This is a genomic window from Microbacterium sp. Mcb102, assembly GCF_024519805.1.
In the GTDB taxonomy this organism is placed as follows: domain Bacteria; phylum Actinomycetota; class Actinomycetes; order Actinomycetales; family Microbacteriaceae; genus Microbacterium.
Genome location: NZ_JALJRG010000004.1, coordinates 1 through 26,424, shown reverse-complemented (window position 1 = coordinate 26,424; position 26,424 = coordinate 1). Strand labels below are relative to the sequence as shown.

The window sequence follows — 26,424 nt, the reverse complement described above, 5'->3', positions numbered from 1 at the left end:
GGAGATCGGAGCTGACCCCTATACCGAGATTAAGGCGTATAATGCCGAAATTCAGGCGAAGGTGGCCGCGTCGATCACGAACCGGTACCGCACGTCGGACGCGAGAACGCGCTCGTAGGCGGCGTTGATCTCGGAGGCCGGGATCACCTCGATCTCGGCGGCGAGACCGTGCTCGGCGCAGAAGTCGAGCATCTCCTGCGTCTCGCGGATGCCGCCGATGTTGCTGCCGGCGAGCGAGCGTCGGCCGCCGATCAGCGACATGACTCCGACCGACAGCGGTTCGGCAGGCGCGCCGACGCACACGAGCGCACCCCCGACGTCGAGCAGGCTCAGGTACGAGCGCACATCGATCACGGCGCTCACGGTGTTGAGGATCACGTCGAACGAGGAGCGCAGCTCGCGGAAGGTGTCCCGGTCACTCGTGGCGCGATAGTGGTCGGCGCCGAGCCGCAGACCGTCGTCCTTCTTGTTCAGGGTCTGCGAGAGCACGGTCACCTCGGCGCCCAGTGCGTGCGCGATCTGCACACCCATGTGCCCGAGGCCGCCGAGGCCGACGACCGCGACGCGGGTGCCGGGACCGACGTTCCAGTGCCGCAGCGGCGAGTAGGTCGTGATGCCGGCGCACAGCAGGGGCGCGGCGACATCCAGCGGCAGGGCATCCGGGATGCGCAGGACGAACTTCTCGGTCACCACGACCTGCTCGGAGTAGCCGCCTTGCGTGACAGTGCCGTCGCGGTCCGTGCTGCCGTAGGTCTGCACCGCGCCCTCGGTGCAGTACTGCTCCTCGCCGCGCAGGCAGTTGCGGCACTCGCCGCACGAGTTCACCAGGCATCCGACGCCGACGCGGTCGCCGACCGCGTGCCGGGTGACGGCCTCTCCCACGGCAGCGACCGTCCCGGTGATCTCGTGCCCCGGAGCGAGCGGGTACCTCTGCGGACCCCAGTCGCCGCGCACGGTGTGGATGTCGGAGTGGCAGATGCCGGCGAACGCGATGTCGATGAGCACGTCGAGCGGGCCGAGGTCACGTCGTTCGATGACGGTCTTCTCCAGCGGGGCGGCTTCGCGGGGTGCGGCGTAGGCGTTGACGCGGGTCACGGGGACTCCTTCTTCTGGGGTTCGATCCACCCTACGCACCCGCTGCCGTCAAGGCCCCTGACGGTCGATGCGAACGGTCCGTACCCTCGACATCATGAGCATCCACACCGACCGGATCGAACAGTACCTCGCGCGCTATGCGGCATCCCTGACGGAGTTCGACGCCGAAGCCGCCGTCGAGCTGTGGTCGACCCCCGGCATGATCGCCGACGATCGGGTCTCCGGCGTCTTGGACACCCGGGAGGAGATGGTCGCAGGGCTGAAGCAGTCCTATCCCCTTTACCGGGAGCTCGGCCTCGCCTCCGTCGGGCACGAGCTCCTCGACGCGAACGAATTGTCCGATCGGCTCGTGCTGGTGAAGGTGCGTTGGCTGTTCCGCGACGCCGAGGGAGAGCTGCTGACCGACGCGACCAGCTACTACCTGCTGCGCGACGACGACGCCGCGGGGCTGCAGGCGTGCGTCTGCGTAGAGACGGATTCCGCCGAGCACCTCCAGGCGCTGGCGGAGGAACGCGGCATCGACCTCACGAAATGGTCATCCTGACCGGCGCCCCTCCGTCGACAGATCAGCGCTGCTTCTTCTTGAGCGCCTTCTCCTGGATCGGGGCCTTGCCGGTGGCGGCGAGGTCGGCGTAGTAGGCACGGGCCTCGTCCTGACGCTGCTTCTCGATGCCGCTGGCGATCGGCGCCCGCACGTGCTCGGGCTCGTAGCCGAACGCGTTCACCAGGTCGAGGGCATGGGGGCGCAGCCGCGCGCACAGCCGGTCGATGTAGCTCGACACGGCGGCGGCGCGCTGGGTCGACAGGCGTCCGTTGATCAGGTGCCAGGCGAGGTGCTTCTCGATGAGCTGCAGACCGAACAGATCGCGCAGCCAGGTGAGCACCTTCTTGGTGTCGGCGTCGTCGATCTGGTGCACGGCGTCGGTGAACGCCTCCCACTGCAGCAGCTCTCCGTGCGCACGAGCGGCTTCGATCAGCTCGGCCTGATTCTCGTTGAACAGGCGGGCGCCGAGGGCCTTGTCCTTCGCCCCAGGGCGAAGGCGGGAGGCGATGTCGGCCACCATCTGCTGCACGCGTCCGGCGAGGAGATCGTGCTGCTGCTCCTCGCGGAGGCCCCGCTCGACCGACCGGCTGACCTGACCGAAGTCGGAGACCGCCTGGCCGAGCTGACGGAGCCCGGCGCCGTGGAACAGCTTGCCCGCGGTCATCCCGACGGCGAACTTGGCGAGAGCCGCGGCATCCTTGCCCTGGAACTGCTTGGCGTAGTCGGTCAGCAGACGCTTGCCCACCAGCTGCAGCAGGACGTTGTTGTCGCCCTCGAATGTGACGTAGATGTCGAGGTCGGCGCGCAGGCCCACCAGACGGTTCTCGAACATGAAGCCGGCACCGCCGGTGGCCTCGCGGGCCTCCTGCAGCGTGTCGAGAGCGTGCCAGGTCGACAGCGGCTTGAGCGCTGCGGCCAGCGTCTCGAGGTCTTCGCGGTCGGCCGGGGTGTCGGAACGCCCCGAGAACACGCCGTCGAACTTCTGCAGGAACTCGTCGTGCGCGAAGATCTGCGCGTACGTGGTCGCCAGGCGCGGCAGCAGACGGCGCTGGTGCTTGCCGTAGTCCATGAGCACGACCTCCTGCCCGTCCGCGCCGTCGAACTGCCGACGCTGGGTGGCGTAGGTGATCGCGATGTGCAGGCCGAGTGCGGAGGCCCAGGATGCCGCACCGTCGAGCGACACACGTCCCTGCACGAGCGTGCCGAGCATCGTGAAGAAGCGACGTCCGGGGCTGTCGATCGCGCTGGAGTACGTGCCGTCGACCGCGACGTCGCCGTACCGGTTGAGCAGGTTCGTGCGCGGGATGCGCACGTGGTCGAACGAGAGTCGCCCGTTGTCGATGCCGTTGAGGCCACCCTTGAGACCGTCGTCCTCGCGACCGATGCCGGGGAGGTCGACGCCGTCCTCACCGCGCAGCGGCACGTAGAAGCAGTGCACGCCGTGGTTCACGCCGTTGGTGATCAGCTGCGCGAACACGGTCGCCGCGACACCGTGCAGCGCGGCGTTGCCGAGGTACTCCTTGGTGGCCGCCCGGAACGGGGTGTTGATGACGAACTCCTCGGTCGCCGCGTCGTAGGTCGCGGTCGTCCCGACGGCGGCGACATCCGAGCCGTGGCCGATCTCGGTCATCGCGAAGGCGCCGGGGATCGAGAGGTCCATGATTCCGGGGAGCCACTTCTCGTGGTGCTCCGCGGTGCCGAGCTGCAGCACGGCCGAACCGAAGAGCCCCCACTGCACGCCCGACTTGATCTGCAGGCTGGGGTCGGCGACCACGAGCTCTTCGAAGCCGGCAATGTTGGCGCCGTTGTTCTCCTCGCCGCCGAGCGACTTGGGGAACGCCCGGTGCACGGCCTTGTTCTCGACCAGCAGGTGCAGCTGGCTGAGCACACGCTCGCGGTGCTCGTCCTTACCGAGCTCGTCCTTGCGCCAGAACGCCGAATCCTTGATCATCTCGCGCGCCTGACGGCGCACGTCGCCCCAGGTGCCCATCAGGGCCTCGTTGACTCGGGCGACGTCGAGCTGCGGGGCGAGCGCGGTCGCGGGCGATTCATCGGGTGTCGTCGAAGGACGGACGGCAGCGTCGACCATGGCATTCCTCCAGGGAAGTAGGGGTGCCTCCATGGTAGGTCTGCGACAAACCCGGGCGAACTCCGCTGTGAGCATCCTCCAACCGCGTGCGGGCATATCCCGGCGTTCCGTTGTCGCCTCGCGACAGGGCGACCGCGACAAAGGCTCAACGAGTGCGGAGATGTTCCCGCAGTCCGGGGATCGCGAAGTCGACGCGACCGTGGCCCGCTGGTTGGATCAGGCCCGCAGCGATGAGCCGCGCGCGGTAGTTGCCGACCGTGTTCTTCTTATCACCGAGGCGACGGCCAATGTCTGCCGCGGTCGCAGGGATATCGTCTTCGGCCATCGCTCTGAGGAAGTCGAGGTCCTTCGGGGAGACAGCGGACAGTGCAGCCTCGATGACCACACGGGCATTTCTGCGGTGTGCGGCAGACAGCGCCAGGTCGACGTCTTCGGCGCCGAGCGGTCGATCCGTCGATTCGGCCACCTGCCACAGGTGATAACCGATCAGCTGGATCAGAAACGGATAGCCGCCCGTCGACTCTGCCGCGGCCCTGATCAGCACAGGATCGAGTGGCGTGTCCCAGACGGCGAAGATGTCTGCGAATGAGTTCTCGACTTCGTCGATGGCTGCAGCGTGCAGATCGATCCGATCCGCCCGCCGCAGGAAGGTCGCGACCCCCTCGTTGAGGAGATCGGACACCGCCGCGGGGAGGCCCGCGAAGAGGAGCGCGATCGGGAGACCATCGCGGATGTAATGCTGGACCGAGGCTGCGAGCTGAGCGAGTTCATCCCGGTCTGCCCCGTGGATCTCATCCAGGGTGATAACCAGCCCGGTTCCGTTCTCGTCGAGCTGTCGGAGAAGTTTCTCGCCGACCTGTCGCCATCCTGCTTGCTGTTCGGGAGGGAGCTGCGTCGTGATGGAGAAGCCTGCGGCGCCGATACCGGTGATCCGCCTTCCGGCCGGACCCTGCCCCTGTTCTTCTGCGGCGGCGCGCATCGCCTCGCCGATGCGACCCAGGAAGCCACGGGTCGCGGTCTCCGAGACAACCATCCAGCCGTGAGTGAGCGCCGCGTCCTCGGCTTCACCGAGCATGACGGTCTTGCCGATGCCTCGCGCGCCGGTGAAGATGGTCAGCAGCCCCGGCGCCCCGGAGCGGATGCGGAGCCCGTAGCGGAACTCATCGAGGATCCCGGCACGACCGATCAACTGCGGAGGCTCGGCTCCGGCTGTCGGGCGGAAGGGATTCACGCCGATCATCGCTGCCCTTCTGTGAACTCTTGTGTACCCAGTGTACTTAGGTGTTCTTGCCGATCTCCCGACCGCACGCTATGGGTCTATGCGATTGGGCCGCGGCGGTCAGGCGGCGGCGATGACCGCCAGCACGCCCTCGCCGTAGGCCTCGCGCTTCTTGGCGCCGATGCCCGTGATGCCGTCGAGATCCTTGAGAGACGCCGGCCGATGTTCGGCGAGCGCGCGCAGGGTCGCGTCGCCGAACACGATGTACGCCGGCACACCCTGCTCCCGAGCGGTCTCGGCCCGCCAGGCGCGCAGCGCCTCGAACAGGCCGCGGTCCCCGGCATCCAGCGCGTCGGCGGCACTGGCCTTGCGCGCCCGCGACGAAGAGGTCGGACGCCCGATCGTGTCTTTGCGCAACGGCACCGCGGTCTCGCCGCGCAGCACACCCGCGGCCTGCTCCCCGGGGGCGAGGGTGCCGTAGTCGCCCTGGGCCACCAGGATGCCGCGGGCCAGCAGCTGCCGAACGACGCTGCGCCAGTCCTGGTCGGAGAGGTCGTGGCCGATGCCGTACGTCGCGAGCTTTTCGTGCCCCTGCTGCCGGATGCGCTCGGTCGAGGCGCCGCGGAGGATGTCGATGAGGTGCCCCGCGCCGAACGACTGGTTGCGCTCGCGCTTGAGCCGAACGATCGTCGAGAGCAGCTTCTGTGCCGGCACGAGGCCGTCGAACGTCTCGGTGTCGTCGAGGCAGGTGTCGCAGTTGCCGCAGGGCTGCGACTCCTGGCCGAAGTACCCGAGCAGGTTCTGTCGGCGGCACTCGACCGTCTCGCACAGCGCGAGCATGGCGTCGAGGTGCTGCCCCATCCGCATCTTGAAGGTGCGGTCGCCGGGGCTCTGGTCGATGAGCCGGCGCTGCTGCACGACGTCGCCGAGTCCGTACGCCATCCACGCCACCGCGGGCTCGCCGTCGCGGCCGGCACGACCCGTCTCCTGGTAGTACCCCTCGACCGACTTCGGCAGGTCGATGTGCGCGACGAAGCGCACATCGGGCTTGTCGATACCCATGCCGAATGCGATGGTCGCGACCATGACCACACCGTCTTCCCGGAGGAAGCGCGCCTGGTTGGCGGCCCGCACCTCGGCGGGAAGACCCGCGTGATACGGCAGTGCGTCGAGCCCCTGCGCGGCGAGATAGGTCGCCGTCTGCTCGACCGACTTGCGGCTGAGCGCGTAGACGATGCCCGCGGGCTGCGCGCCGTCGTCGCTCGCCGGGATCTGCGCCTTGATGAAGGCGACCAGCTGCTTTCGCGGGTCGACCTTGGGCACGATCCGGTACTGGATGTTCGGGCGGTCGAAGCTCGCAACGAAGTGCTTTGCCCCGTCGAGGCGCAGCCGCTCGGTGATCTCCTTGTGCGTCGCGGCGGTCGCGGTGGCCGTGAGCGCCATGCGCGGCACCCCGGGGAATCGCTCGCCCAGGTCGCCGAGGGTGAGGTAGTCGGGGCGGAAGTCGTGGCCCCACTGCGACACGCAGTGCGCCTCGTCGATCGCGATCACGCTGAGCGTTCCGCGCTGGAGGAGCGCCGTGGTCTGCGCGTTCGACAGACGCTCGGGGGCGACGTAGATGAGGTCGAGCTCGCCGGCGACGTAGGCCCGCTCGACCTCGCGACGCTCGTCGATCGCCTGGGTGGAGTTGAGGTATGCCGCGTTGACGCCGTTGGCCCGCAGCGCGTCGACCTGGTCGTGCATGAGTGCGATGAGGGGGCTGATGACGAGGCCGGTGCCCTCGCGCACGAGTGCAGGCACCTGGTACGTGATGCTCTTTCCGCCACCGGTCGGCATCAGGACGACGGCGTCGCCGCCCGAGATGACCTGCTCGACGATGTCGGCCTGGTCTCCGCGGAACGCGTCGTAGCCGAAGACCGTGTGCAGCGCCTCGCGCGCAGTCGGATAGCGGCTCGGAGTGGCCTGACGCACGGCGGGCGCACGGCCGGCGGAGGGAGCCGAGGCCACCGGAGTGACCGGCCCCTGTCCCCAATCGAGCGGCGGTTCATAGCCCGAGCCCTGCGGCTCCCAGTCCATGGGCTCCGGCGGGGCGGACGACTCCCAGCCGTCGTCGTAGGGCTCGTCGGCGTACGGCAGATCCGCGTACGGGTCACGGGGAGTCTGCGGCATCCCTCCAGCGTAACGACCCCCGCCGACGCGGGCGGCGCCTCATCCACAGGAGCCCACCCCGCGCGGCGGGCGTAGGTTGGAGGCACCCCGTTCGAAGGAGCATCCGATGACCGACATCACCGTGACTCGCAACGACAAAGAGTCGCGCTACGAGATCCGCTCCGACGACGTGCTCGCGGGCTTCGCGGCATTCGATCTGCGCCCCGGATCCATCCGCTTCCTCCACACCGAGGTCGACCCCGCGTTCCAGGGTCAGGGGTTGGCGGGCACGCTCGCAGCGGCCGCGCTGGCGGATGCCGCGGAGCGCGGTGAGGCGATCGTCCCGCTCTGCCCCTACATCGCGAAGTACCTCGAGACGCATGAGGTGCCGGGCGCCGAGATCCGCTGGCCGAAGACCCCCGCGGGACCTGCCGGATCCGCGGGTGAGGACCCGACGGGCCGAGCGGAATGATCGGGCAGCGCCGCCTCATCCTCGAGCCGCGCGAAGTGCCGCTCGGCGGGGTACGCGGCATGAACGTGCTGCGGGCACTGCCGCACCGCAACCTGCCGACGATCGGCGCCTGGTGCTTCCTCGACCGGTTCGGGCCCGCCGATACCAAGATGCGGGTCGAGCCGCATCCGCACATCGGGCTGCAGACGGTGACCTGGCCGCTGGTCGGCGAGATCCGCCACCGCGACTCGCTCGGCAGCGATGCCGACCTGCGCCGCGGTCAGCTGAACCTGATGACGGCCGGGAACGGCATCTCGCACTCCGAGTACTCGATCGGCGAGGGTCCGGTGCCCCTCGACGCCCTGCAGTTCTGGGTCGTGCTGCCGGATTCCGCCCGCCACGGCGCGGCCGGGTTCGAGCGCCACACCGAGCTGCCCTCCGTCGCACTCCCGGCAGACGATGGAGCGGATGCCGAGGCCACGGTCGTGCTCGGCGAGTTCGCGGGCGTGCGCTCACCCGCCACGGTGCACACCCCGATCGTCGGCGCGGAGATCGTGCTCGCCCCGGGTTCCCGCGTGCGACTGCCGCTGGGCTCCGACTGGGAGCACGCCCTCATGCTCGTCGAGGGCGATGCCGTGGTGGCCGAGCATCCGCTCGACCGAAACGGACTGCTCTACCTGGGCGACTCCCGCGACGAGGTCGAGGTGGCCAGCCGCGAGGGCGCCCTGCTGTTCGTGCTCGGCGGCGAGCCCTTCGAGGACGACATCGTGATGTGGTGGAACTTCGCCGGCCGCTCGCATGACGAGATCGTCGCCGCGCGCGAGGAGTGGGAGGCGGAGTCCGCGACGGGAGCGGCATCGCCCCGCTTCGGCGCGGTCGAGGGTCACGACGTGCGCATCCCGGCCCCGCCGCTCCCCGACGTGCGACTCATGCCGCGCAGCCGGAAGCTCTAGCCCGATGTCAACGTCGAACACCTTCCCGGGCGCGCTCGCGCCGATGCCGGACGCCATGTCCGCCATGCTGATCTGGCCGAGCCCCGAGCCGGTCGCGCCCCCGCGATTCGTCGAAGGCTTCGAGCTTTTCGAGGCCTTCGCGCGTGAGGCCGGCACCGACCCCGCCGTCCTCGCCGCCGACCTCGGCGCACTGTGGGACTTCGTTGCCGCGCACCCCGAACTCCTCGATGCTCCCGAGACGGCGGAGGCGGCGGCACGGTTCCTGGGGAACGCGATCGCTGTGGCGCATCCGGCGGCGAGGTGGCGCTTCACGAGCGAACCCGAGGTGGGCACCTCGACGATCTCGGTCCCGGTCGCCGGCCTGCTGAGGGGGATCATCGAGCACCCGGAGCAGCGCGAGCCGTTCCGGGAGATGCTCGCGTCCTGGCCGCAGGCCGACCGCGACGCCGAGGAGTTCGACGCCCTGCGGCGCGAAGAGGTCGACATCGACTTCGTGGTCGCCCCGGTTCCGTTCACGCGCCCGGCGCTCGCGGTCCCGGAGTTCGTCGACGAGTCCGGCAAGGTCATCCACTACGGATCCCGCTGGGCCGGCGGCTCGCCTCCGGAAGACGCCTACTCCCGGGTGACCCATCCGGAGCGGTTCGCCCCCGTGATGTCGGTCGTCGACGCACTCGTCGACCACCTCGAGACCTGGTACGACGTCGATGTCGACCGACGGTCCGACGAGTCGGGGGCACGCATCTGGCACCTGCGGCCCACGACAGGGGCGCAGATCACCCTCACCGGGACGGCCGAATCCGTCGTCATCCGGTCCGGAGCCCTGACCCGGGAATACGCGCCCAGTTGCACCTGCGATGCCTGCGACGAGACCGCCGAGAGTGTCGCCGACCAGCTCGAGGAGACCCTGCTCGCGATCGCCGCCGGAGGGCTGCGGGAGGTCTTCCCCGTCGGGCAGCGACGCTGGCTGCATACCGAGCTGCGCACCCCTGACGGGGGCGGACGGTCGGGCGGCGGCGAACCCGACCCGTCGTTCCCGGCCGAGGAGCTGGACGATGCCGAAGACCTCCTCGCGCGTCTCCCCGACGGCTGGTGGCCGGCCTGGACGCTGCGCACTCCCCGGTCCTGACTCAGCCCGCTGACTCAGGCGCGTTCCAGCCCTGACTCAGCCACGTTCCGGGGTGTGCACCCGCGCGAGGAAGCGGTCCGTGCGCGGCGACGGCCCCCGCGGGTCGAGGAGCGAGACCACGACAGTCACGGCCGTGGCGAGTGGGATGGTCCATGCGGCGGGCTGCGCGAGGTACGGCGCGGCGACGCCGACTCCCCCGACCGCCGCGTGCACGAGCAGCGCGAGACCTGCGGCCAATCCGCCCGACACCATCCCGGCCACGGCCCCTCGAGCGGTGAGCCCGCGCCACCACACGCCGAGCAGCACCACCGGCGACAGCGTCGAGGCCGCCACCACGAACACCACACCGACGCTCGATCCGAGCCCCGCCGGCGCCGTGAGCAGCGCGATCACGAGCGGCACCAGGGCGCAGAGCACCGCCGACAGGCGGAACGAGCGCACCGAGCCCGAGAACACGTCCTGGCTGATCACCCCCGCGAGCGACACGACGAGTCCGGCCGAGGTCGCCAGGAACGCGGCGAACGCTCCGGCGACGATCAGCGCGGTCAGCAGCTCCCCGAGCATTCCGGGGAAGACCCGCGAGGGCAGCAGCAGCACCACCGTGTCCGCCACACCCGGCACGGCGAGGTCGGGAGCGGCGATGCGGGCCAGCAGGCCCATCGTGCTCGACACCGCATAGAACGCGCTCACCATGCCGATCACGATCACCGTCGTGCGACGAGCGGACACCCCGGTCGGGCTCGTGTAGAACCGCACCAGCACGTGCGGCAGGCCCATCGTGCCCAGCAGCAGTGCCAGCAGGAGGGAGGCCGTCTCGTACACATCGAAGCCGGAGGGTCCGGCCTCGACGGGGAACACGAGCGCCGGGTCGAAGTCGTGCGGCCCCCCGCTCAGGGCGAAGGCGATGAAGACCACGGGCACGAGGAGAGCGGTGAGCTTGAGCCAGTACTGGAACGCCTGCACGTAGGTGATCGCCCGCATACCGCCCGCCGCGACTGCGGCCGCCACGAGCACCGCGACGGTCACCGCCCCCACCCACTCCGGCAGACCGGCGACGACGAGCAGGGTGAGCCCGGCGCCGTGCAGCTGCGGCACGATGTACAGCCAGCCGATGACGAGCACCGCGATGCTGGTCACCCGCCGTGCAGAAGTCGATTCCAGCCGCGCCTCGATGAAGTCGGGGATCGTGTACGCGCCGCTGCGCCGGAGCGGGGCGGCGACGAATGCGAGCACCAGCAGGTAGCCGGCGGCATAGCCGATCGGGAACCAGAAGCCGCGGGCACCGTCGAGCAGCACCAGGCCCGACAGCCCGAGGAACGTGCCGGCGGACAGATACTCGCCGCTGATCGCCGACGCGTTCCACACCGGTCGCACCGTGCGCGAGGCGACGAAGAAGTCGCCCGTCGTGCGCGAGATGCGCAGTCCGTAGACGCCGATCAGCAGCGTCGCGACGATGACCAGCGCGACCCCGATGAGGTCGAGCACCGCGTTCATTCGCGATCCCGCAGCGCCCGGTACCGGCGCTCGTTGCGGCCGGCGGTGCGCACGTACAGCGCCGCGAAGACGACGATGATCGGGTAGAACGCGTACGCCTGCAGCAGCCAGGACAGCGGCAGGCCCCACACCAGGATCCGCCCGATCTCGGGGATGAGCGCGATCGCCAGGGTCAGTGCGACGACCACGACCACGAACCCGGCGACCGTCCCCAGCGCGAGGCGGAGCTGGCTGCGCATCAGGGCCCGCGCGTAGACGGCATCCGCCTCGTCCACGGGGGCACCGGGCAGTGCGATGCCGCGGGTCAGGGGCACCGGGCGCCGGTCGGGGAGGTCGGCGGTGACGCGGACCCGCTTCGGTTTCTCGGTCATCCCGCGCCCTCGCCGCGCACCAACGCCTCGCGCACGGCCGGCACCATCCTCCGACTCACCGGAAGCGAGAGTCCACCGATCGAGACGGCAGCCTCCGTGCCGGACAGACGGGCCTCGGTCACGGCGGAGATGCGCACGAGCGACGAGCGGTGGATGCGCAGGAACCCGGCATCCGTCCACCGCGTCTCCAGCTCGGAGATGGGGATGCGCACGAGATGCCCCGCGCCGTCGCCGGTGTGCAGCCGCGAGTAGTCGCCCTGCGCCTGCACCCAGGTCACGTCGCTGCGCCGCACGAACCGCACCGCGGAGCCCACCGTGACCGGCAGCATCTCGTCGTCTCCCGGCGCTGCGGTATCGCCGAGCTCGACCACCCGGTCGACCGCCTGGCGCAGCCGCTCGGCGCGCACGGGCTTGAGCAGGTAGTCCGCGGCTCGCAGCTCGAACGCCTCCACCGCCTTGGCGTCGTCGGCCGTGACGAACACGACCGCCGGTGGCGCGGCGAGAGTCATCAGCGCCCGCGCGAGGTCGGTGCCGCTGAGACCCGGCATGTGGATGTCGAGGAACGCGATCCGCACCGCGCGCTCGGACATCAGCCGCAGCGCCTCGGCACCCGACGACGCCGTGAGGATCTCGCCGATGCGCGGATCGGTGCGCAGCAGGTGCACGAGCTCGTCGAGCGCAGGGTTCTCATCGTCTGCGACGAGGACGTCGACCGGGGGTGCGCTGTTCGTCGGCATCGTCGTCACTCGGTGTCCGGATCGTGCTGCGGCTGAGATTTCGGGACCCGCATGCGCACCAGGGTACCCGCGCCGGTGTTCGTCTCCACCACCAGACCGCCGTCCGCACCGTAGAGCTGGCGCAGCCGGGTGTCGACGTTACGGAGGCCGACGTGCACGCCGTCGTCGCTCGCGGTGAGCGTGGCGCGCAGGGCCTCGGGGTCCATTCCCACACCGTCGTCCTCGACGGTGATCTCGGTGTGCGTGCCGTCGTCGCGTGAGGCGATGCGGATCTCGCCGCCGCCCTCACCCGGCTCGAGCCCGTGCCGCACCGCGTTCTCGACGAGCGGCTGCACAGAGAGGAAGGGGATGACCGTCGCGAGGGTCTCCGGCGCGATCTGCAGCGTCACGCGCAGCCGGTCGCCGAAGCGGGCGCGCTCCAGTTCGAGGTAGGAGTGGATGCTGCCCAGTTCCTCGGCGAGCGTGGTGAACTCCCCCTGTCGCCGGAACGAGTAGCGCGTGAAATCTGCGAACTCGAGCACCAGCTCGCGGGCACGCTCGGGGTCGGTGAGGATGAACGAGGCGATCGCCGTGAGGGCGTTGTAGATGAAGTGCGGGGAGATCTGCGCTCGCAGCGATCGCAGCTCCGCCTCGGCGAGCTGGGTCCGCGACGAGTCGAGCACCCCGAGTTCGACCTGCGCGGCGCACCAGTCGGCGACCTCTTCGGCGGCCCGCACGAGCGCTGCCCCGACGGGTGCCGCGAACGCGACGACGACGCCGACCACACGGCCGTCGACGCGGATCGGCGCCCCGACGGCCTCGAGGTCGTCGTCGCGCCCCGACGCGGGGAACACCTGTCGACGCCCGGAGGCCCGGACCTGCGCCGCGATACGGACCGCCGCCGACTCCAGCCCGTCGGACGAGCCGTCGAACGAGACGGTGTCGTCGGAGCTGACGATCGCCACGGCGGCACTGCCGAGCAGCACCCGCAGGTGGCGCGCGGCCTTGACCACGTCTGGGGCCGCCAGACCCGCGCGCAGGTGCGGAGCGGCAAGGCTCGCCTGGTGCAGCGCGGTGAGCGCCGCCTGCTCCGCGTCGCTGCCGAGGTCGGCCGCGCCGCGCGCGAGACGCCGCGCGAACAGCAGCAGCAGCGTCAGGACGACGCCGCCGAGCACGCCGAGCACTGCGGCGAGAACGACGTCGGTCATGGGATCAGCTACTTTCGACCGGCCGCGGCCACGAGGTCCAGCCTCGGTGCGATCGATTCGCCCATGCGTGAGATCTCCTTCTCGGGGAGGCGATTTCGGCGCGCGCGATCCGGCCACGACGAGAGCGCCTCGGAGATGCTCGCCATGCGCTCTCGAGCCCGGCTCTGCGTCAGGTCGCAGTCGTCCGCGAGCGCGAGCAGACCCTCGATCTCCGTGTCGTGCGTGTCGGCTCCGGCGATCGAGGTCGATCGGCTCCGGGCGAGATCAGGATTCGGATTGACGTCGAAGGCGGGGCTGAGCGTCCAGGCGTTGCCATCGCTGAGGAAACCATGATTGCGCAGGTGATCATCCGTGTTGCCGAGAGCGACATTGACGATCGCTCGGTCAAAGAGATCAGAGAGCGCGGCGCGAGGGGAGCGCGCGATGTCGCGGATGGCGTCGGCGATCTCGACGTAGTCGTGGTGCTCGCCGTCGGCGGCTCCGATCGCGGTCATCGCGCTGATGTACCCGATCCGCTGCTGCTTCGCGTCCCGATCGAAGCGGCGCAGGATGAGGACGCAGCGCTCCCCCAGGCGCGTGAGACGGAAGTCTGGCACGGCGATTCCGCAGTCCGACAACAGACCGAGAGTGGTCGCCTCCCACGCCATGACATCCCACCCGTCGCTGGAATGCGGGAACTTCGCGAACCCGAGGGATCCGTCCTCGAGACGCACGGATGCCTTCGGCCGCGCGCCACCGAGGCCTGTGGTTCCGGTGTCGAGCAGCTGCTTGACCGCCTCGGTGTAGTCGTCGTCGCCGGCGAGTTGATCGCTGCGGCGCAGGAGGTTCGGAAGTTCGACGATCGCAGGGACATGAGCTTCTGCACCGAGGAAGTCCTCGGTGCCCACGGCACGGAAGCGCAGCGCGCCCTGGCGAGTGTCATCGCTGACGCCCAAGAGGTAGCTGACGTCGTCGAGGCTCCTCGGAGCGCGACCGGCCTCGCGGGCGGCTATCCGCTCGGCCTTGTCGATGAGGTTGCGGCCCCAACGGTCCGGCGAGCTGTCGGAGAACGCCCGCAGCATCCCGGACTGGTACTGCGGTCCGGGAACGAGCTGCAGCGACGGATCGATGTTCGCGCCGCCGCGGGCGAGGTACGCCGCGTCATAGAGGAAGGTGGTGGCAAGCGACCTTCCGCTGGTGAAATGCGCCTGACCCACCAGCTGCAGGTCGCCACGGTCGTCACCATAGACCTCGTAGTCGCTCATCGAGCGCGCGTCTTCTCGAGGCTCGAGGCGCGGAGCCTGCCGATGTCGGTGCTCAACGGATCGACGGCGTTCACGACCGCCTCGAGAATGCCGAGTGCCCGCAGCACCTGGGCGACATTCTCGAACGTCACTGTGGCATTGCCGTTCTCGATCTTGCGCAACGTGTCGCGCGAGATGTTCGCTCGCTCGGCGACTTGCTGGGCGGTCAGCCCCAGCACCATGCGCCATCCGCGGATGTGCTCGCCGAACGTCTCCATGTCCCGAGCGATCCGATATCCAGCCATGCGCGCCACCTCCGCCATTCTGTTATGACGAGCATACTAGTCATAACCTGCAGTTATGGCGAGCCTGCTGGTCATAGGCTGCCTCGGATCGGCCGCTCCTCGCTCAACAGCAGCGGGCACCGGGATTGCGGTCCTGGTCATCCATCCGCTCCCGCCAGAACTGCCGCTCGGTCATCGGCTCCTCGTCCGGGTGCACGCGCCGCTGATGGGCGACATAGGTCGCGTAGGCGCTGTCGCCCATCAAGTTCGTCATGTACCAGCGGATGCCGCGGCCCACCCGTCCCACGGCGCCCAGCAGAGCGCGCAGGAGAGTGGTCGCGGCATCCGTCCGACTCATGGTGTCGGCCATCTCAGTGGGACGATGCCTTGCGCTCGTCGGCGAGGATCGGCTCCCACTGCTTCTCGAGCTCGCGCTCCGCGGTGCTCGGCAGGAACCCCGCGGGGGCGAAGCGGCGCGAGGCGACCGGCTCGTCTTCGGTGTTCTCGCCGCCGCCGTTGCGGATCGCCTTGACCGTGACGATCACGGCCATGACCATCACGATGATCGCGAGGGTGACGAAGATGATCGACAGGGTGCCCTGCACGGCCGTGTTGCGGATGACCGCGTCGAGCACCTCGGGCCCACCCAGTGAAGTGTCGCCGGAGTCGCGCGCTGCCACGTACTTGAAGTGGTTCGCCCAGTAGCCGATCGCGGGGACCGGGGAGAGGATCTTGTAGAACGACGCCGTGATGGTGACGACTGCGGTGAACGCGAGCGGCAGGGCGATGATCCACAGCCACTTGAAGTAGCTGCGGCCGCGCTTGGCGACGATGGCCAGCACCACGGCGAGCGCGATCGCGGCGAGCAGCTGGTTCGCGATGCCGAACAGCGGGAAGAAGGTGTTGATGCCGCCGAGCGGATCGGTCACACCGAGGATGAGGATCGCACCCCAGCCGGCCACCATGATCGCCGTGCAGATCCAGACGCCGGGACGCCACGAGACGTCGCGGAACTTGGGGAACCAGGCGCCGATCGAGTCCTGCAGCATGAAGCGGGCGACGCGGGTGCCGGCATCCACCGCGGTGAGGATGAACAGCGCCTCGAACATGATCGCGAAGTGGTACCAGAACGCCATGAGCGCCTGACCGCCGAGGGCCTGCTGCATGATGTGCGCGAGGCCGAGGGCGAGCGTCGGAGCCCCACCGGTGCGCGAGACGATCGACTCCTCGCCGACCGCCGCTGCCGTGCCGGTGAGCATCTCGGGTGTGAGGTTCACCCCCGTCAGGCCCAGAGAGTTCACGAAGGCGACGGCCCCTTCGACCGTGCCGCCCGTCGCCGAGGCCGGCGCGTTCATCGCGAAGTAGATGCCCTGGTCGATCGAGATCGCGGCGACGAGGGCCATGATCGCGACGAACGACTCCATGAGCATGCCGCCGTAGCCGATGAAGCGAGTCTGGCGCTCCTTCTCGATGAGCTTCGGTGTGGTTCCGGACGCGATCAGCGCATGGAACCCCGAAAGCGCACCGCAGGCGATCGTGACGAACAGGAATGGGAAGAGCGGACCGGCGAACACCGGACCCATGCCGTTCTCGCCGAAGATGCTGACCGCGGGGACGGTGATCTCGGGGCGCACCAGGACGATGGCTCCGGCGAGCATGACGATCACGCCGATCTTCATGAAGGTCGACAGGTAGTCGCGGGGAGCGAGCAGCAGCCAGACCGGGAGCACGGCGGCGATGAAGCCGTAGATGATGATGCCCCACGCGATGGTGGTGCGGTCGAGGTGGAAGATCGCCTGACCCCACTCGGTGCCGGCGACCCAGCCGCCGCCGATGATCGCCGCCATCAGCAGAGCGAAGCCGATGATCGAGACCTCGGTGACCTTGCCCGGCCGCAGGTAGCGCAGATAGACGCCCATGAAGAGCGCGATCGGGATGGTCATGGCGACCGAGAAGACGCCCCACGGGCTCTCGCCGAGCGCGTTGACGACGACGAGGGCGAGGATCGCGACGATGATCAGCATGATCAGCAGCGAGGCGATGATCGCGGCGGTGCCGCCGATCTTGCCGAGCTCCTGACGAGCCATCTGGCCGATCGTGCGACCGCCGCGGCGCATCGAGAAGAAGAGGACCGTGTAGTCCTGCACGGCGCCGGCGAGCACGACGCCGACGATGATCCAGATGGTGCCGGGGAGGTAGCCCATCTGCGCGGCGAGGACCGGACCCACGAGAGGCCCGGCGCCGGCGATGGCCGCGAAGTGGTGGCCGTAGAGCACGCGACGGTCGGTGGGGACGTAGTCCTTGCCGTCCTGGCGGACCTCGGCGGGAGTGGCGCGGCGGTCGTCGGGGCGGGTGATGTACTTCTCGATCACCTTCGAGTAGAACCGGTAGCCGATCAGGTACGTGCAGACCGCCGCGAACACGAACCAGATCGCGTTGACGGTCTCGCCCCGGACGATCGCGAGCATGGTCCAGGCGACGGCGCCCAGCAGGGCGATCGCGGCCCAGAGGATGATCTTCGGCAGGGTCCAGCGGTTCGCCTTCTCGTGATGCTCCTCGGTGAGGGCGACGGAGGGGAGTTTCGGGTCGGTGACGATGACGGGTTCGGTGCCCGGTGCGGTCATGGGAGTCTCCTCGGGATACGCGACATTGCGTTCCCCCACGTTAGGAAGACGCGGAGACCGGAGGCCGGGGTCGGAGCGGATGCTGCGACGAGCGGCGCCGATCACGCGATGAACGGATGCCCGTGCGCGCACACAGCGCCCCGCGGAAGGGAGACCGCGGGGCGCTGTGCTGTGGGGGCTACTCCGGCTTCGGCGTCTCCGGGGCATCCGCCTCCGGCGCGGGACTCTCCGGCGCCGGGGTCTCCGGAGCCTCGGTCTTCGGGGCATCCGACTCCGGGGCATCCGTCTCCGGGGCATCCCTCTCCGGAGCATCCGTCGGCGGCGCATCCGTCGGCGGCGCATCCGTCGGCGGCGCCTGCTTCGCGGCGTCCGGCGTCGTCACCGTGACGACGGTGCGGACGGCCGAGTCGCCGTACTGGACGAGTCCGAGATAGCGGGCGCCGGCGGTCAGGCCGGTCCAGCTGAGGTCGTAGCTCGTCTTCTCACCGCGGACCGCGGCGATCGGATTCGGCGTCGCGGTGAACGCACCGTCGCCGGCGGGCTGCACGTTGGCGTAGGACATGTCCCACGTCATCGGCCCCGTCGTCGCATACACGTTCGCCACCACCAGATAGGTGCCGGCGGTCGGTGCCGGCACCGTGACCTGCTCGTCCGCCGAGCCGGTCGCCGACTGCCAGTTCTCGTAATACCGCAGGTCGTCCGGGCTCACCACGCGGTACACGGTGAGGTCGAGGTCGCTGCCGTCGTCGTCCGACGAGTCGAGGTCGAACCGGGAGAGCGTCGTGCCCTCCGGGACGTCCACTATCCAGGCGACGTCCTTGTTCGCGTCACCCGAGTTCTCGTCGCCCGAGTGCCCCTCGACCGGGTTGTCCGGGTCGGTCAGGAGCTCGTAGGCGGTGAGGCCCGAGAGGTTCAGCGCCAGATCGCCGTCGAGACCGGGGGTGATCTCCACGGACGTGCTGCCGTCGACGCCGGTGCCGGTGACCTCGGCCGGAGCATCCGCCGTGACCGGGAACACCGCGATCGGCGAACGCACCGAGTTCTTCGCGCTCTTCCAGGTGAGCGAACCGGTCGCCCACTCCTCGACCGGCGCGCTCTTGTTGTCGAACGTGACGGTGAAGGTCTTGGTCTGACCCGGCTTGTCGAACTTCAACTGCTGCGGGGTGACCTTGACGTTCACGCCCGGAACGGAGGCCTTCGCGGTGAAGGTGCCCTTCTCGGTCGAGGTGACCGTGCGGGTGACGGTCTGCGCGCTGGCCAGCGAGCCGATCGAGATCGACGCCTGGTTCAGGTCGCTGCCGTCGATGGGCTCGATCCCCGGGAAGTCCGACAGGCCCTTCCCGTCGAGGAACGCCGCCCAGTCCTTGACCCCGTTGAGGTACAGCAGACCGGGGTTCAGGTAGCGCTTCGGGTCGACCTGACCGGCACCCTGCTCGAACGGGTCGGTGTTCTTCGAACCATCGGGCAGCACGGTGTCGTAGGCGGTGGTCATCATCGCCGAGCGGATCTCGGCCGGCGTCGCCTTCGGGTGCTCACCGAGGTACAGCGCTCCGAGGCCGGCCACGTGCGGCGAGGCCATCGACGTGCCGGAGAGGATGCCGAAGGTCGGCTCCTCGTCGGGTCCGTTGTTCGTCGCCGCGAGGATCGCGACGCCGGGGGCCGCGACATCCGGCTTCAGCACATCACTGCCGTCGGCCAGCATCGGCCCGCGGCTCGAGAAGCCCGCGATCTGCGGCGTCGGGGTGGTCACGCCCGTGGTGTTCTCGCCGACGAGGGTGATCGGGCGGTCGACGCCGCCCTGCACGTAGGCGAGGACGGCGGCGCGGTGCACGGCGTTGAGGTGCACCGTCGGCACAGCGTGGAAGTCGTTGTCGAGCGAGTCGGCACCACCGGGCACGTTCACGAGGACCATGCCGATGCCCCCGGCATCCTTCACGACCTGCGACTTCTCGGCGCGCGCGTTGCCGCCGCGATCGCAGACCACGATGTGTCCGGCTACCTTCGCGGGGTCGAGGGTCGCCGGCAGGCAGAGCTGCGGGTCGACCGCTCCTGCCGCAGCGGCATCCACCGCGGCGATCGACGGGCCGGTGACGCTCTCGCCGAACGGCACGCTCACCGAGGCTCCGGCCTGCTCGAACCCGTCGAATTGCACGGTGCCCTCCCAGGTCGGGATGGTCGATGCGGCGACGGTCGTGTACCAGGGCGAGGCGTGGTCGGCCGTGACCGGGTCGGGGCCGTCGTTGCCGGCGCTCGTCGCGACGAAGACACCCGCGGCCGCGGCGTTGAAGAACGCGAGGTCCTCCGGCGACAGCACGGTGCTCGCCGCCCCTCCGCCGATGGAGTAGTTGATCACGTCGACGCCGTCGGCGACCGCCTGATCGATCGCGGCGACGAGGTCGCTCAGCGCGCAGATGTCGTCGGTGGTGACGGTCGTGTCCGGCCCGACGTAGCAGGCCTTGTAGGCCGCGACCTTCGCACCGGGTGCGACGCCCGAGACCGTCCCGAAGTCGACGCCCTCGATGGCGGCGTCGACCTTGAAGTTACCCGCCGCGGTGCTCGCGGTGTGCGAGCCGTGGCCGTCGCCGTCACGCGGCGAGAGGTAGTCGTACTGGAAGTCGAATCCGGCGGCCTCGGCCCCGGCGTAGAAGTACTGTCCGCCGATGAGCTTCGAGGAGTAGTCGCTCGTGTCCCAGTCCTGGCCTTCGACCATCGCGGCCTGGAACTGCCCGCCGTCGGACTTGTCGAAGTACACGTTGGTGCCGTCGGTGTAGGGCTGGTTGCCCTTGTGTCGGCTCTGCTGCTTCTTCTGCTTCTTGATCTTCTTGCCCTCGAAGGACGGATGCTCTGGCGCGATGCCGGTGTCGATCACGCCGACCACGACGCCCTCGCCGGCCTTCTCGACGCCGCCGGTCTGCTGCCACACTCCGCCTCGCCCCTTGCGGTCGTCGCCGAGGCCGAGGAAGTCGGTGGACGTCTGCGCGTCGGGGTGCCGGACCTCGTCCGGGTACACGCCGAGGACATCCTTCGACGCACGCAGCGCATCGACCTGCTCACCGGAGAGGTCGGCGCTGAAACCGTTGAGCGCGACCTGATAGGTGTTGTCGGGCGTGACTCCGATGTCGCCGACCAGGTCGGTCTGCTGCGTCTGCAGGTGCTTGACGTACCGCTGCGAGTCCTGCGATTGCGTCTCGAGCTGCTCGCCCTCGGCGGGCTTCGTCGCCTTCAGGCCTTTGACGTCGCCCTCATAACTCGCGAGCGGATCGGACTTCATGACCACGATGTAGTGGCCGGGCGTGCCTGCGACCGGGACGGGATGCGTCACCTCCCCGGTCGCCGCGTAGCCGGTGGTTGCCGTCGATGCGATGAACAGAGTCGCCAGGGTGGTGGCTGCTGCCATCCGGAGGGGTGTTCGACCCATGTGGTGCTCCCGATGATCACGGTGCAACCGCGTTGCTGCACCGCGGCCAACATAGTCCCGCTCTTCGCCGCCGGAGAGAGAACTGGCCGATCGGCCAACCGGCCTTCGCCGATCGGCCAGGGTTATCCACGGCCTCCCTCCCGATAGGTCGACAGTAAGCTGGAGAGGTGGCCCGCACCCCCCTCCTGTCGACTCGAGTACTGCTCGTCTGCGCAGCGATCGGAGTGGCCACGGGCATCCTCGCGGGCATCGCCGGATGGGTGACTCCCGTGCTGCTGGCGAGCCCCCTCCTCTTCCTCTACGGACTCGTGCTCGGCTCGCACGTGCTGCCGGGGATCATCGCCCAGGAGGTGCTGCGACTGCCGCTCGTCGCCCTGATCACGCACGTGTTCGCGGCGCTGATCGCGAGTGCCTTCAACCCGGCGTGGGCGCTGCGGTTCATCGGCACCGCCCTGCTGTTCGGCCTCATCCAGGAGGGCGTCGCCGCCCTCACCCGCTACCGCGCCTGGGGGCCGTGGCGCTTCTTCATCTCGGCCGCCGTGATCGGGGTCATCGTCGCGGTCGTCGTGTTCTTCGCCGCGCACCTGTCGGTCATGGCGCCGTGGGCGCAGATCCTGTACCTGGCGATCTCGGTGCTCGGCCCGATCGCGTGGACCGCGGTGGGGCTCGCGATCGGCTCGGCGCTGCGCCGGGCCGGAGTCGCTCGGCGCTGATCTCGTCGGCACCGGTCGCCCCAGTGTCTGTCGCCCGTGCCGATCGATGGCGGATCAGGTAAGGCTCAGCTAAGTTAGACGGGTACGATCCGTCGACCCGGGACTCCGCCGTGCGCCCATCTGCGCCCCTGCTGAGCGTGCGTGAGCTCTCGCTCACCCACGCCGATGCCGCGCACCCCTCGCCGCGCGACGTGACGTTCGACATCGGCCCCGGCGAGGTCGTCCTCCTGCTCGGACCCTCCGGATCCGGCAAGTCGACCCTCACGCTCGCCCTCAACGGCCTGATCCCGCACGCGCTTCCGGCGACCATGGTCGGCACCGTCGAGGCCGGCGGAATCGACACCGCCGCCGCGCAGCCCGCTGCCCTGAGCACGCACGTCGCGATGGTCTTCCAGGACCCGGATTCGCAGATCGTCACCGGCACCGTCTACGACGAGGTGGCGTTCGGCCCGGAGAATCTCCTGCTCGCACTCGACGTCGTGCGGGGTCGCGTCGAAGCGGCGCTGCGCCGGGTCGGGCTCTGGGATCGGCGGGACGAGAACCCGGACCACCTGTCCGGCGGCGGACGGCAGCGGCTCGCGATCGCCTGCGCCCTCGCGATGGATTCGCCGCTGATCGTGCTCGACGAGCCGACCGCCAACCTCGATCCGCAGGGCATCGACGACGTCTATGCGGCGCTGGCGGATGTGGTCGCCGCCGGAGACCGCGCGATCCTCCTCGTCGAGCACAACCTCGACGCGGCGATGGACTTCGTGACGCGCACGATCGTGCTCGACCGCGACGGCAGGGTCGTGTTCGACGGCCCCGCGGCCGAGATCATCCGCGCGCACGCCGACGAGCTCGTGGCGATGGGTGTCTGGCTGCCGGCGGCAACGCTGACCGCGCTCCGGCTACGGGATCAGGGGTTCGCGCTCGATCCGTTGCCGCTGACACCGCAGGCGCTCGCGGTTGTGCTGGAGCGGGAGGGCGTTTCGTCTCGCTCCGCTCGCTCGGCTGGCTCGGCTGGCTCGGCTGGCTCGGCTGGCTCGGCTGGCTCGGCTGGCTCGACTGGCTCGGCGACCGACGAGGGCAGCGACGCGAAACGCGCGGACGCCAGCCGGCCCGAGCCGATCATCCGCGCTCGCGGGCTGACCGTGCGCCGCCGACGGACCGAGATCCTGCATGGGATCGACCTCGACCTCGAGCCGGGAAGCCTCACCGCGATCGTCGGCGCGAACGGTGCCGGCAAGACGACACTGATCCAGGCTCTCGCGGGTGTCGTGCCACCCCCGCGGGGTCAGGTGTCGGTCGACGGCATCGATCCGGGCACGGCCTCCCCTCGCGGCCTCGCCGCGCGCATCGGATTCGTGTTCCAGAACCCCGAGCACCAGTTCATCGCGCACACGGTCTTCGACGAGCTGGCGCATGGGTTGCGGCTGCGGCACGTGCCGGACGCGGAGATCGCCGCCCGCGTCGAAGAGATGCTCGCGCGGTTCGGCCTCGAGCACAAGGCGAACGTGCACCCGTTCCTCCTGTCAGGAGGCGAGAAGCGACGGCTCTCGGTGGGGACGGCTCTGATCACGCGGCCGCGCGTCCTCGCGCTGGACGAGCCGACCTTCGGGCAGGACCGCGCACGGGCGGCCGAGCTCCTCGATCTCCTGCAGAACCTTCGCGCCGAGGGCACGACGATCGTGATCGTCACGCACGACCTGCAGCTCGTCGCAGAGCACAGCACGCACGTCGTGCTCCTCGCCGGCGGGCGGGTGCGGGCGGCGGGCGCCACCGCAGCGCTGTTCCGCGACCAGCAGCTGTTCGCCGATGCCGGGCTCCGCATACCCGCGCTGCAGCGCGTGCTGGTATCCGCGGGGCTCGAGGTGATCCGATGAGCGCCGATGCCGCGGGCAGCACCGTCCGCAACACCGGCGCCGCCGGCGGAGATCGCGCTTTCGACCCGTACGCCCGGATGACGGCGACCTCGCCCCGGCAGTTCCTGTACGTCCTGAATCCGCTCGCCAAGGTCGCGGGTTTCGCCCCGGCGATGGTGCTGCTCGTGTTCGTCCGCGACCTCGCCACCCCGGCCGCGTTCCTCGTGCTCGCATACGCGCTGATCCTGGTCGGCGCCCGCCTCACCCGACGTCTGCTCGCTCTGCTGCTCCTCGGACTCCCGGCCGGGATGCTGCTGGTCGCGGTCGGATTCTCGTTGTGGGTGGATGCCGGGCTCGTCGACGGCAGCACGCCGGTGGTGCGGATCGGTGACTGGACGCTGTACAGCGGCGCTCTGGTGATCGGCGCGGCGACCGCGCTGCGGCTCGGCTCGATCATGGCGCTCGCCCTCGTCGGCGGACTCACCACCAGCGGCCCCGACCTCGTACGGGCGAGCGTGCAGCAGCTCCGGGTGCCCTACCGCGTCGGCTACACGGCGCTCGCGGCGTTCCGGTTCGTGCCGCGATTCGGACATGAGCTGGCCGTGATCCGCGCGGCGCATCGGGTGCGCGGGTACCACGGCGGGCGCGGACCGTTCGCCCGTATCGCGCGCGGTTGGGGCTACATCGTGCCGCTGCTCGCCGGGGCCATCCGCCATGCCGAGCGCGTCGCCCTGGCGATGGATTCCCGGGCGTTCGGCGCTCATCCCACCCGCACCGAGCGGCATCTCGTGCCGTTCCGCACGCGGGACACGGTCTTCACTCTCGTGACACTGCTGGCGTCCGCCGCCATCTTCGTCGCCTTCTTCCCCTGGCAGCTTCCCTGAAAGGCGCCCCATGGCATACAGCAAGATGGTCAAGCCCGAGACGACCGAGCTCATCCATCTGACGGTCCTGCGCTCGGAGCGCCTCTCGGCGCACTGGATCCGCGTGACTCTCGGCGGCGGCGAGATCGAGAAGTTCCGCCCGATGGGCTTCGACCAGTGGTTCCGCCTGTTCCTGCCGATCGGCGGCGACGCCGGCCTCGAGCGGGTGCCCGCCAAGGCGAACAAGATGTTCGGGTATCTGAAGTTCCTGCGCATCCCCGACGGCGAACGCCCCGTGATGCGCAACTACAGCGTGCGCGCCTATCGTGCGGCGACGGCGGAGGCCGGCGCCGAGATCGACGTGGACTTCGTGCTGCACGGCTCGGCGGCCGACGGCACGGCCGGCCCGGCGTCGCGCTGGGCGGAGACCTGCCAGCCGGGCGAGCACGTGCTGATCATCGACGAGGGGCTCACCTTCAACCCGCAGCGCGGCACGGACCGCGTGGTGCTGGTCGGCGATGAGACGGCACTGCCGGCGATCGCCTCGATCAGTGCCTCGCTGCCCGCGGATGCCACCGGCACGGCGATCATCGAGGTGCCGAGCGCGGAGGATGCGCTGGAATTCCCGCATCCGTCCGGTCTCGAGGTCGTCTGGATCGTGCGGCCTCACGATGTCGCCCCCGGTGCGCTGGCGCTGCAGTCGCTGGGCCGCACCGCGCTGCCGGATGCCCCGTTCCACGCGTATGCGGCCGGTGAGCAGGCGCTCGCCTCGGGCGCTCGCAAGCACCTGGTGGGCGAGCGCGGTGTCGACAAGAACGCGGTCAGCTTCTGCGGGTACTGGAAGATCGGTGCGGCCTCACCCGCTTCGAAGGCCGCTCGCGAGGCGGCAGCGGAGCCGCTGGCATGAGCGGGGTGGATGCGGCGGGCGCGGACGCGGCGGTTCCCCGGCGAGGATCGGGCGGTACCGCGCGAAAGCCGGGTGGGCGGTTCCGCTTTCCCACCGCGATCCTGCTGACCTGCGCGGCGCTCGGTGTGGCGGGCGGCCTGCTGCTGGCACCGGCGAACTGGTTGTCGACGCTGCTCTTCCCCGTGGCGCCGTTCGCGAGCGTGGCGCTGGCCGGGCTCTGGATGCTGCCGTCGGTCATCGCGCTGCGTCTGCTGCGACGCCCGCTGGTCGGACTCCTGGTGGGTCTGCTCGCCGGCCTCGTGATCGTGCCGTTCTCCGGCTACGGGTTCGGCAGCGTGGCGACGAATCTGTGGTGGGCGGCGTTCACCGAGCTGCCGTTCCTCTTCGTGATCTGGCGATACTGGGGCACGTGGATGCACTATGTCGGCGCGGTCGTGGTCAGTTTCGTGTATCCGCTGCTGGCGTGGGCATCGTTCGATCTGGGCAGCTTCCCGCTCGCGGTGCAGGCCCTGTTCTTCTCGATCACCCTTGCGAGCTGCGTCGGTACCACCGCGCTCGGCATCGTCATCGCCGATCAGCTCCGGAAGGCCGGCGTCGGCGGGCGTCGTTCGCAATGATCCTGAGGTGACGCCGACCGCGACTCCTGCCGGGGCTTCTCCGCGCAGGCGGACCGTCAGGCGGCGATGTCGAAGCGGGCGCGGCCGCCGAGTCGTGGGGTGCGGGTGGGGTCGACGTAGGCGGGTGGGAGGAACCACACTCGTCCCCCGGTCCCGGTCCTGTTCGCGGTCCCGTGTCGGGGCCGGTCGACGCGGATGTCCCACCCGTTGTCGTGGATACGGTGGTGGCAGGTCTCACACAGCAACACCCCATTGGCCAGATCCGTGGGCCCGTGGTCGCGTTTCCACCAGCGGATGTGGTGCGCTTTGGTCATCTCGGGTGGGAGCCCGCACATCGCACACCCGCCATCACGTTCCACGAGGGCGAGTCGTTGCGCGCGGGTGAACAGGCGTTTCTCCCGCCCCCAGTCGAGCACTTCACTGTCCCCACCGAGGACGCAGGGGATGATCCCTCCGCCTGCAGCCATCCGCCTCGCCGCCCCGACACTGACCGGCTGGTCCAAACCGTCCACGGCCG

At 69.7% G+C, this 26,424-nt stretch carries 23 protein-coding genes; 9 read left to right on the top strand and 14 right to left on the bottom strand.

Features of this window, described 5'->3' with window-relative positions; genetic code table 11:
• Positions 1 to 51 precede the first annotated feature (51 nt).
• Positions 52 to 1,095: an NAD(P)-dependent alcohol dehydrogenase gene (locus OC372_RS11485; protein ID WP_262002124.1), complete on the bottom strand. Its 1,044-nt coding sequence runs from the start codon at positions 1,093 to 1,095 to the stop codon at positions 52 to 54.
• 94 nt (positions 1,096 to 1,189) lie between these two features.
• Between OC372_RS11485 and OC372_RS11480 the strand changes: the two genes are divergently transcribed.
• Positions 1,190 to 1,639: a hypothetical protein gene (locus OC372_RS11480; RefSeq protein ID WP_262002123.1), complete on the top strand. Its 450-nt coding sequence runs from the start codon at positions 1,190 to 1,192 to the stop codon at positions 1,637 to 1,639.
• 22 nt (positions 1,640 to 1,661) lie between these two features.
• On the opposite strand, the gene OC372_RS11475 is transcribed toward OC372_RS11480, so the two are convergent.
• From OC372_RS11475 to recQ, 3 genes are all read right to left on the bottom strand, one after another.
• The gene (locus tag OC372_RS11475) at positions 1,662 to 3,728 is read right to left on the bottom strand and encodes an acyl-CoA dehydrogenase (protein ID WP_262002122.1); all 2,067 of its coding nucleotides are present in this window, start codon (positions 3,726 to 3,728) and stop codon (positions 1,662 to 1,664) included.
• 145 nt (positions 3,729 to 3,873) lie between these two features.
• Positions 3,874 to 4,968 carry an ATP-binding protein gene (locus OC372_RS11470; RefSeq protein ID WP_029261306.1) on the bottom strand — a complete coding sequence of 365 codons (1,095 nt, stop codon included), beginning with the start codon at positions 4,966 to 4,968 and terminating at the stop codon, positions 3,874 to 3,876.
• A 99-nt stretch (positions 4,969 to 5,067) separates the two neighbouring features.
• A complete protein-coding gene (gene recQ, locus OC372_RS11465; protein WP_262002121.1) occupies positions 5,068 to 7,116 on the bottom strand; it encodes a DNA helicase RecQ in 2,049 nt (682 codons plus the stop codon).
• 106 nt (positions 7,117 to 7,222) lie between these two features.
• Between recQ and OC372_RS11460 the strand changes: the two genes are divergently transcribed.
• From OC372_RS11460 to OC372_RS11450, 3 genes are read left to right on the top strand one after another with little or no spacing between them, the layout of a single operon-like run.
• Complete coding sequence (locus tag OC372_RS11460; RefSeq protein WP_262002120.1) at positions 7,223 to 7,567, top strand: GNAT family N-acetyltransferase; 345 nt, start codon at positions 7,223 to 7,225, stop codon at positions 7,565 to 7,567.
• The gene (locus tag OC372_RS11455) at positions 7,564 to 8,499 is read left to right on the top strand and encodes a pirin family protein (protein WP_262002119.1); all 936 of its coding nucleotides are present in this window, start codon (positions 7,564 to 7,566) and stop codon (positions 8,497 to 8,499) included. The genes OC372_RS11460 and OC372_RS11455 overlap by 4 nt, the downstream gene beginning before the upstream one ends.
• A 4-nt stretch (positions 8,500 to 8,503) precedes the next feature.
• A complete protein-coding gene (locus OC372_RS11450; RefSeq protein WP_262002118.1) occupies positions 8,504 to 9,625 on the top strand; it encodes a DUF6226 family protein in 1,122 nt (373 codons plus the stop codon).
• A gap of 36 nt (positions 9,626 to 9,661) precedes the next feature.
• On the opposite strand, the gene OC372_RS11445 is transcribed toward OC372_RS11450, so the two are convergent.
• The 9 genes from OC372_RS11445 to OC372_RS11405 all read right to left on the bottom strand — a co-directional run bounded on the left by OC372_RS11445 (position 9,662) and on the right by OC372_RS11405 (position 20,942).
• Positions 9,662 to 11,119 carry a cation acetate symporter gene (locus OC372_RS11445; protein WP_262002117.1) on the bottom strand — a complete coding sequence of 486 codons (1,458 nt, stop codon included), beginning with the start codon at positions 11,117 to 11,119 and terminating at the stop codon, positions 9,662 to 9,664.
• Positions 11,116 to 11,490 carry a heavy metal transporter gene (locus OC372_RS11440; protein WP_262002116.1) on the bottom strand — a complete coding sequence of 125 codons (375 nt, stop codon included), beginning with the start codon at positions 11,488 to 11,490 and terminating at the stop codon, positions 11,116 to 11,118. Before OC372_RS11440 ends, OC372_RS11445 begins: the two co-directional genes overlap by 4 nt.
• Complete coding sequence (locus OC372_RS11435; protein WP_262002115.1) at positions 11,487 to 12,227, bottom strand: LytR/AlgR family response regulator transcription factor; 741 nt, start codon at positions 12,225 to 12,227, stop codon at positions 11,487 to 11,489. Before OC372_RS11435 ends, OC372_RS11440 begins: the two co-directional genes overlap by 4 nt.
• A 5-nt stretch (positions 12,228 to 12,232) precedes the next feature.
• Positions 12,233 to 13,414 (bottom strand): sensor histidine kinase, encoded by a 1,182-nt coding sequence (locus tag OC372_RS11430; protein ID WP_262002114.1) that lies wholly within the window; start codon positions 13,412 to 13,414, stop codon positions 12,233 to 12,235.
• Between the two features lie 8 nt (positions 13,415 to 13,422).
• Positions 13,423 to 14,658, bottom strand: coding sequence for a type II toxin-antitoxin system HipA family toxin (locus tag OC372_RS11425; RefSeq protein ID WP_262002113.1), 1,236 nt, complete (start codon positions 14,656 to 14,658; stop codon positions 13,423 to 13,425).
• Positions 14,655 to 14,942 (bottom strand): helix-turn-helix domain-containing protein, encoded by a 288-nt coding sequence (locus OC372_RS11420; protein WP_105712047.1) that lies wholly within the window; start codon positions 14,940 to 14,942, stop codon positions 14,655 to 14,657. The genes OC372_RS11425 and OC372_RS11420 overlap by 4 nt, the downstream gene beginning before the upstream one ends.
• A 103-nt stretch (positions 14,943 to 15,045) precedes the next feature.
• Entirely contained in the window at positions 15,046 to 15,291 is a 246-nt protein-coding gene (locus OC372_RS11415) for a YbdD/YjiX family protein (protein ID WP_091032394.1), read from the bottom strand.
• 1 nt (position 15,292) lies between these two features.
• Complete coding sequence (locus tag OC372_RS11410; protein ID WP_262002112.1) at positions 15,293 to 17,545, bottom strand: carbon starvation CstA family protein; 2,253 nt, start codon at positions 17,543 to 17,545, stop codon at positions 15,293 to 15,295.
• A gap of 178 nt (positions 17,546 to 17,723) precedes the next feature.
• Positions 17,724 to 20,942: a S8 family peptidase gene (locus tag OC372_RS11405; RefSeq protein WP_262002111.1), complete on the bottom strand. Its 3,219-nt coding sequence runs from the start codon at positions 20,940 to 20,942 to the stop codon at positions 17,724 to 17,726.
• 188 nt (positions 20,943 to 21,130) lie between these two features.
• On the opposite strand from OC372_RS11405, the gene OC372_RS11400 reads away from it, so the two are divergent.
• The 5 genes from OC372_RS11400 (at position 21,131) to OC372_RS11380 (ending at position 25,907) form a co-directional block, all read left to right on the top strand.
• A complete protein-coding gene (locus tag OC372_RS11400; RefSeq protein WP_105712044.1) occupies positions 21,131 to 21,676 on the top strand; it encodes an ECF transporter S component in 546 nt (181 codons plus the stop codon).
• 110 nt (positions 21,677 to 21,786) lie between these two features.
• Positions 21,787 to 23,541 carry an ABC transporter ATP-binding protein gene (locus tag OC372_RS11395; RefSeq protein ID WP_262002110.1) on the top strand — a complete coding sequence of 585 codons (1,755 nt, stop codon included), beginning with the start codon at positions 21,787 to 21,789 and terminating at the stop codon, positions 23,539 to 23,541.
• A gap of 77 nt (positions 23,542 to 23,618) precedes the next feature.
• Positions 23,619 to 24,404: an energy-coupling factor transporter transmembrane component T gene (locus tag OC372_RS11390; RefSeq protein WP_262002344.1), complete on the top strand. Its 786-nt coding sequence runs from the start codon at positions 23,619 to 23,621 to the stop codon at positions 24,402 to 24,404.
• 10 nt (positions 24,405 to 24,414) lie between these two features.
• Positions 24,415 to 25,290: a siderophore-interacting protein gene (locus tag OC372_RS11385; protein WP_262002109.1), complete on the top strand. Its 876-nt coding sequence runs from the start codon at positions 24,415 to 24,417 to the stop codon at positions 25,288 to 25,290.
• Positions 25,287 to 25,907, top strand: coding sequence for an ECF transporter S component (locus OC372_RS11380; RefSeq protein WP_262002108.1), 621 nt, complete (start codon positions 25,287 to 25,289; stop codon positions 25,905 to 25,907). Before OC372_RS11385 ends, OC372_RS11380 begins: the two co-directional genes overlap by 4 nt.
• A 56-nt stretch (positions 25,908 to 25,963) precedes the next feature.
• Here the strand turns inward: OC372_RS11380 and OC372_RS11375 are convergent.
• Positions 25,964 to 26,424, bottom strand: a 461-nt coding sequence (locus OC372_RS11375) for an HNH endonuclease signature motif containing protein (RefSeq protein ID WP_262002107.1), incomplete at its 5' end; no start/stop codon positions are given.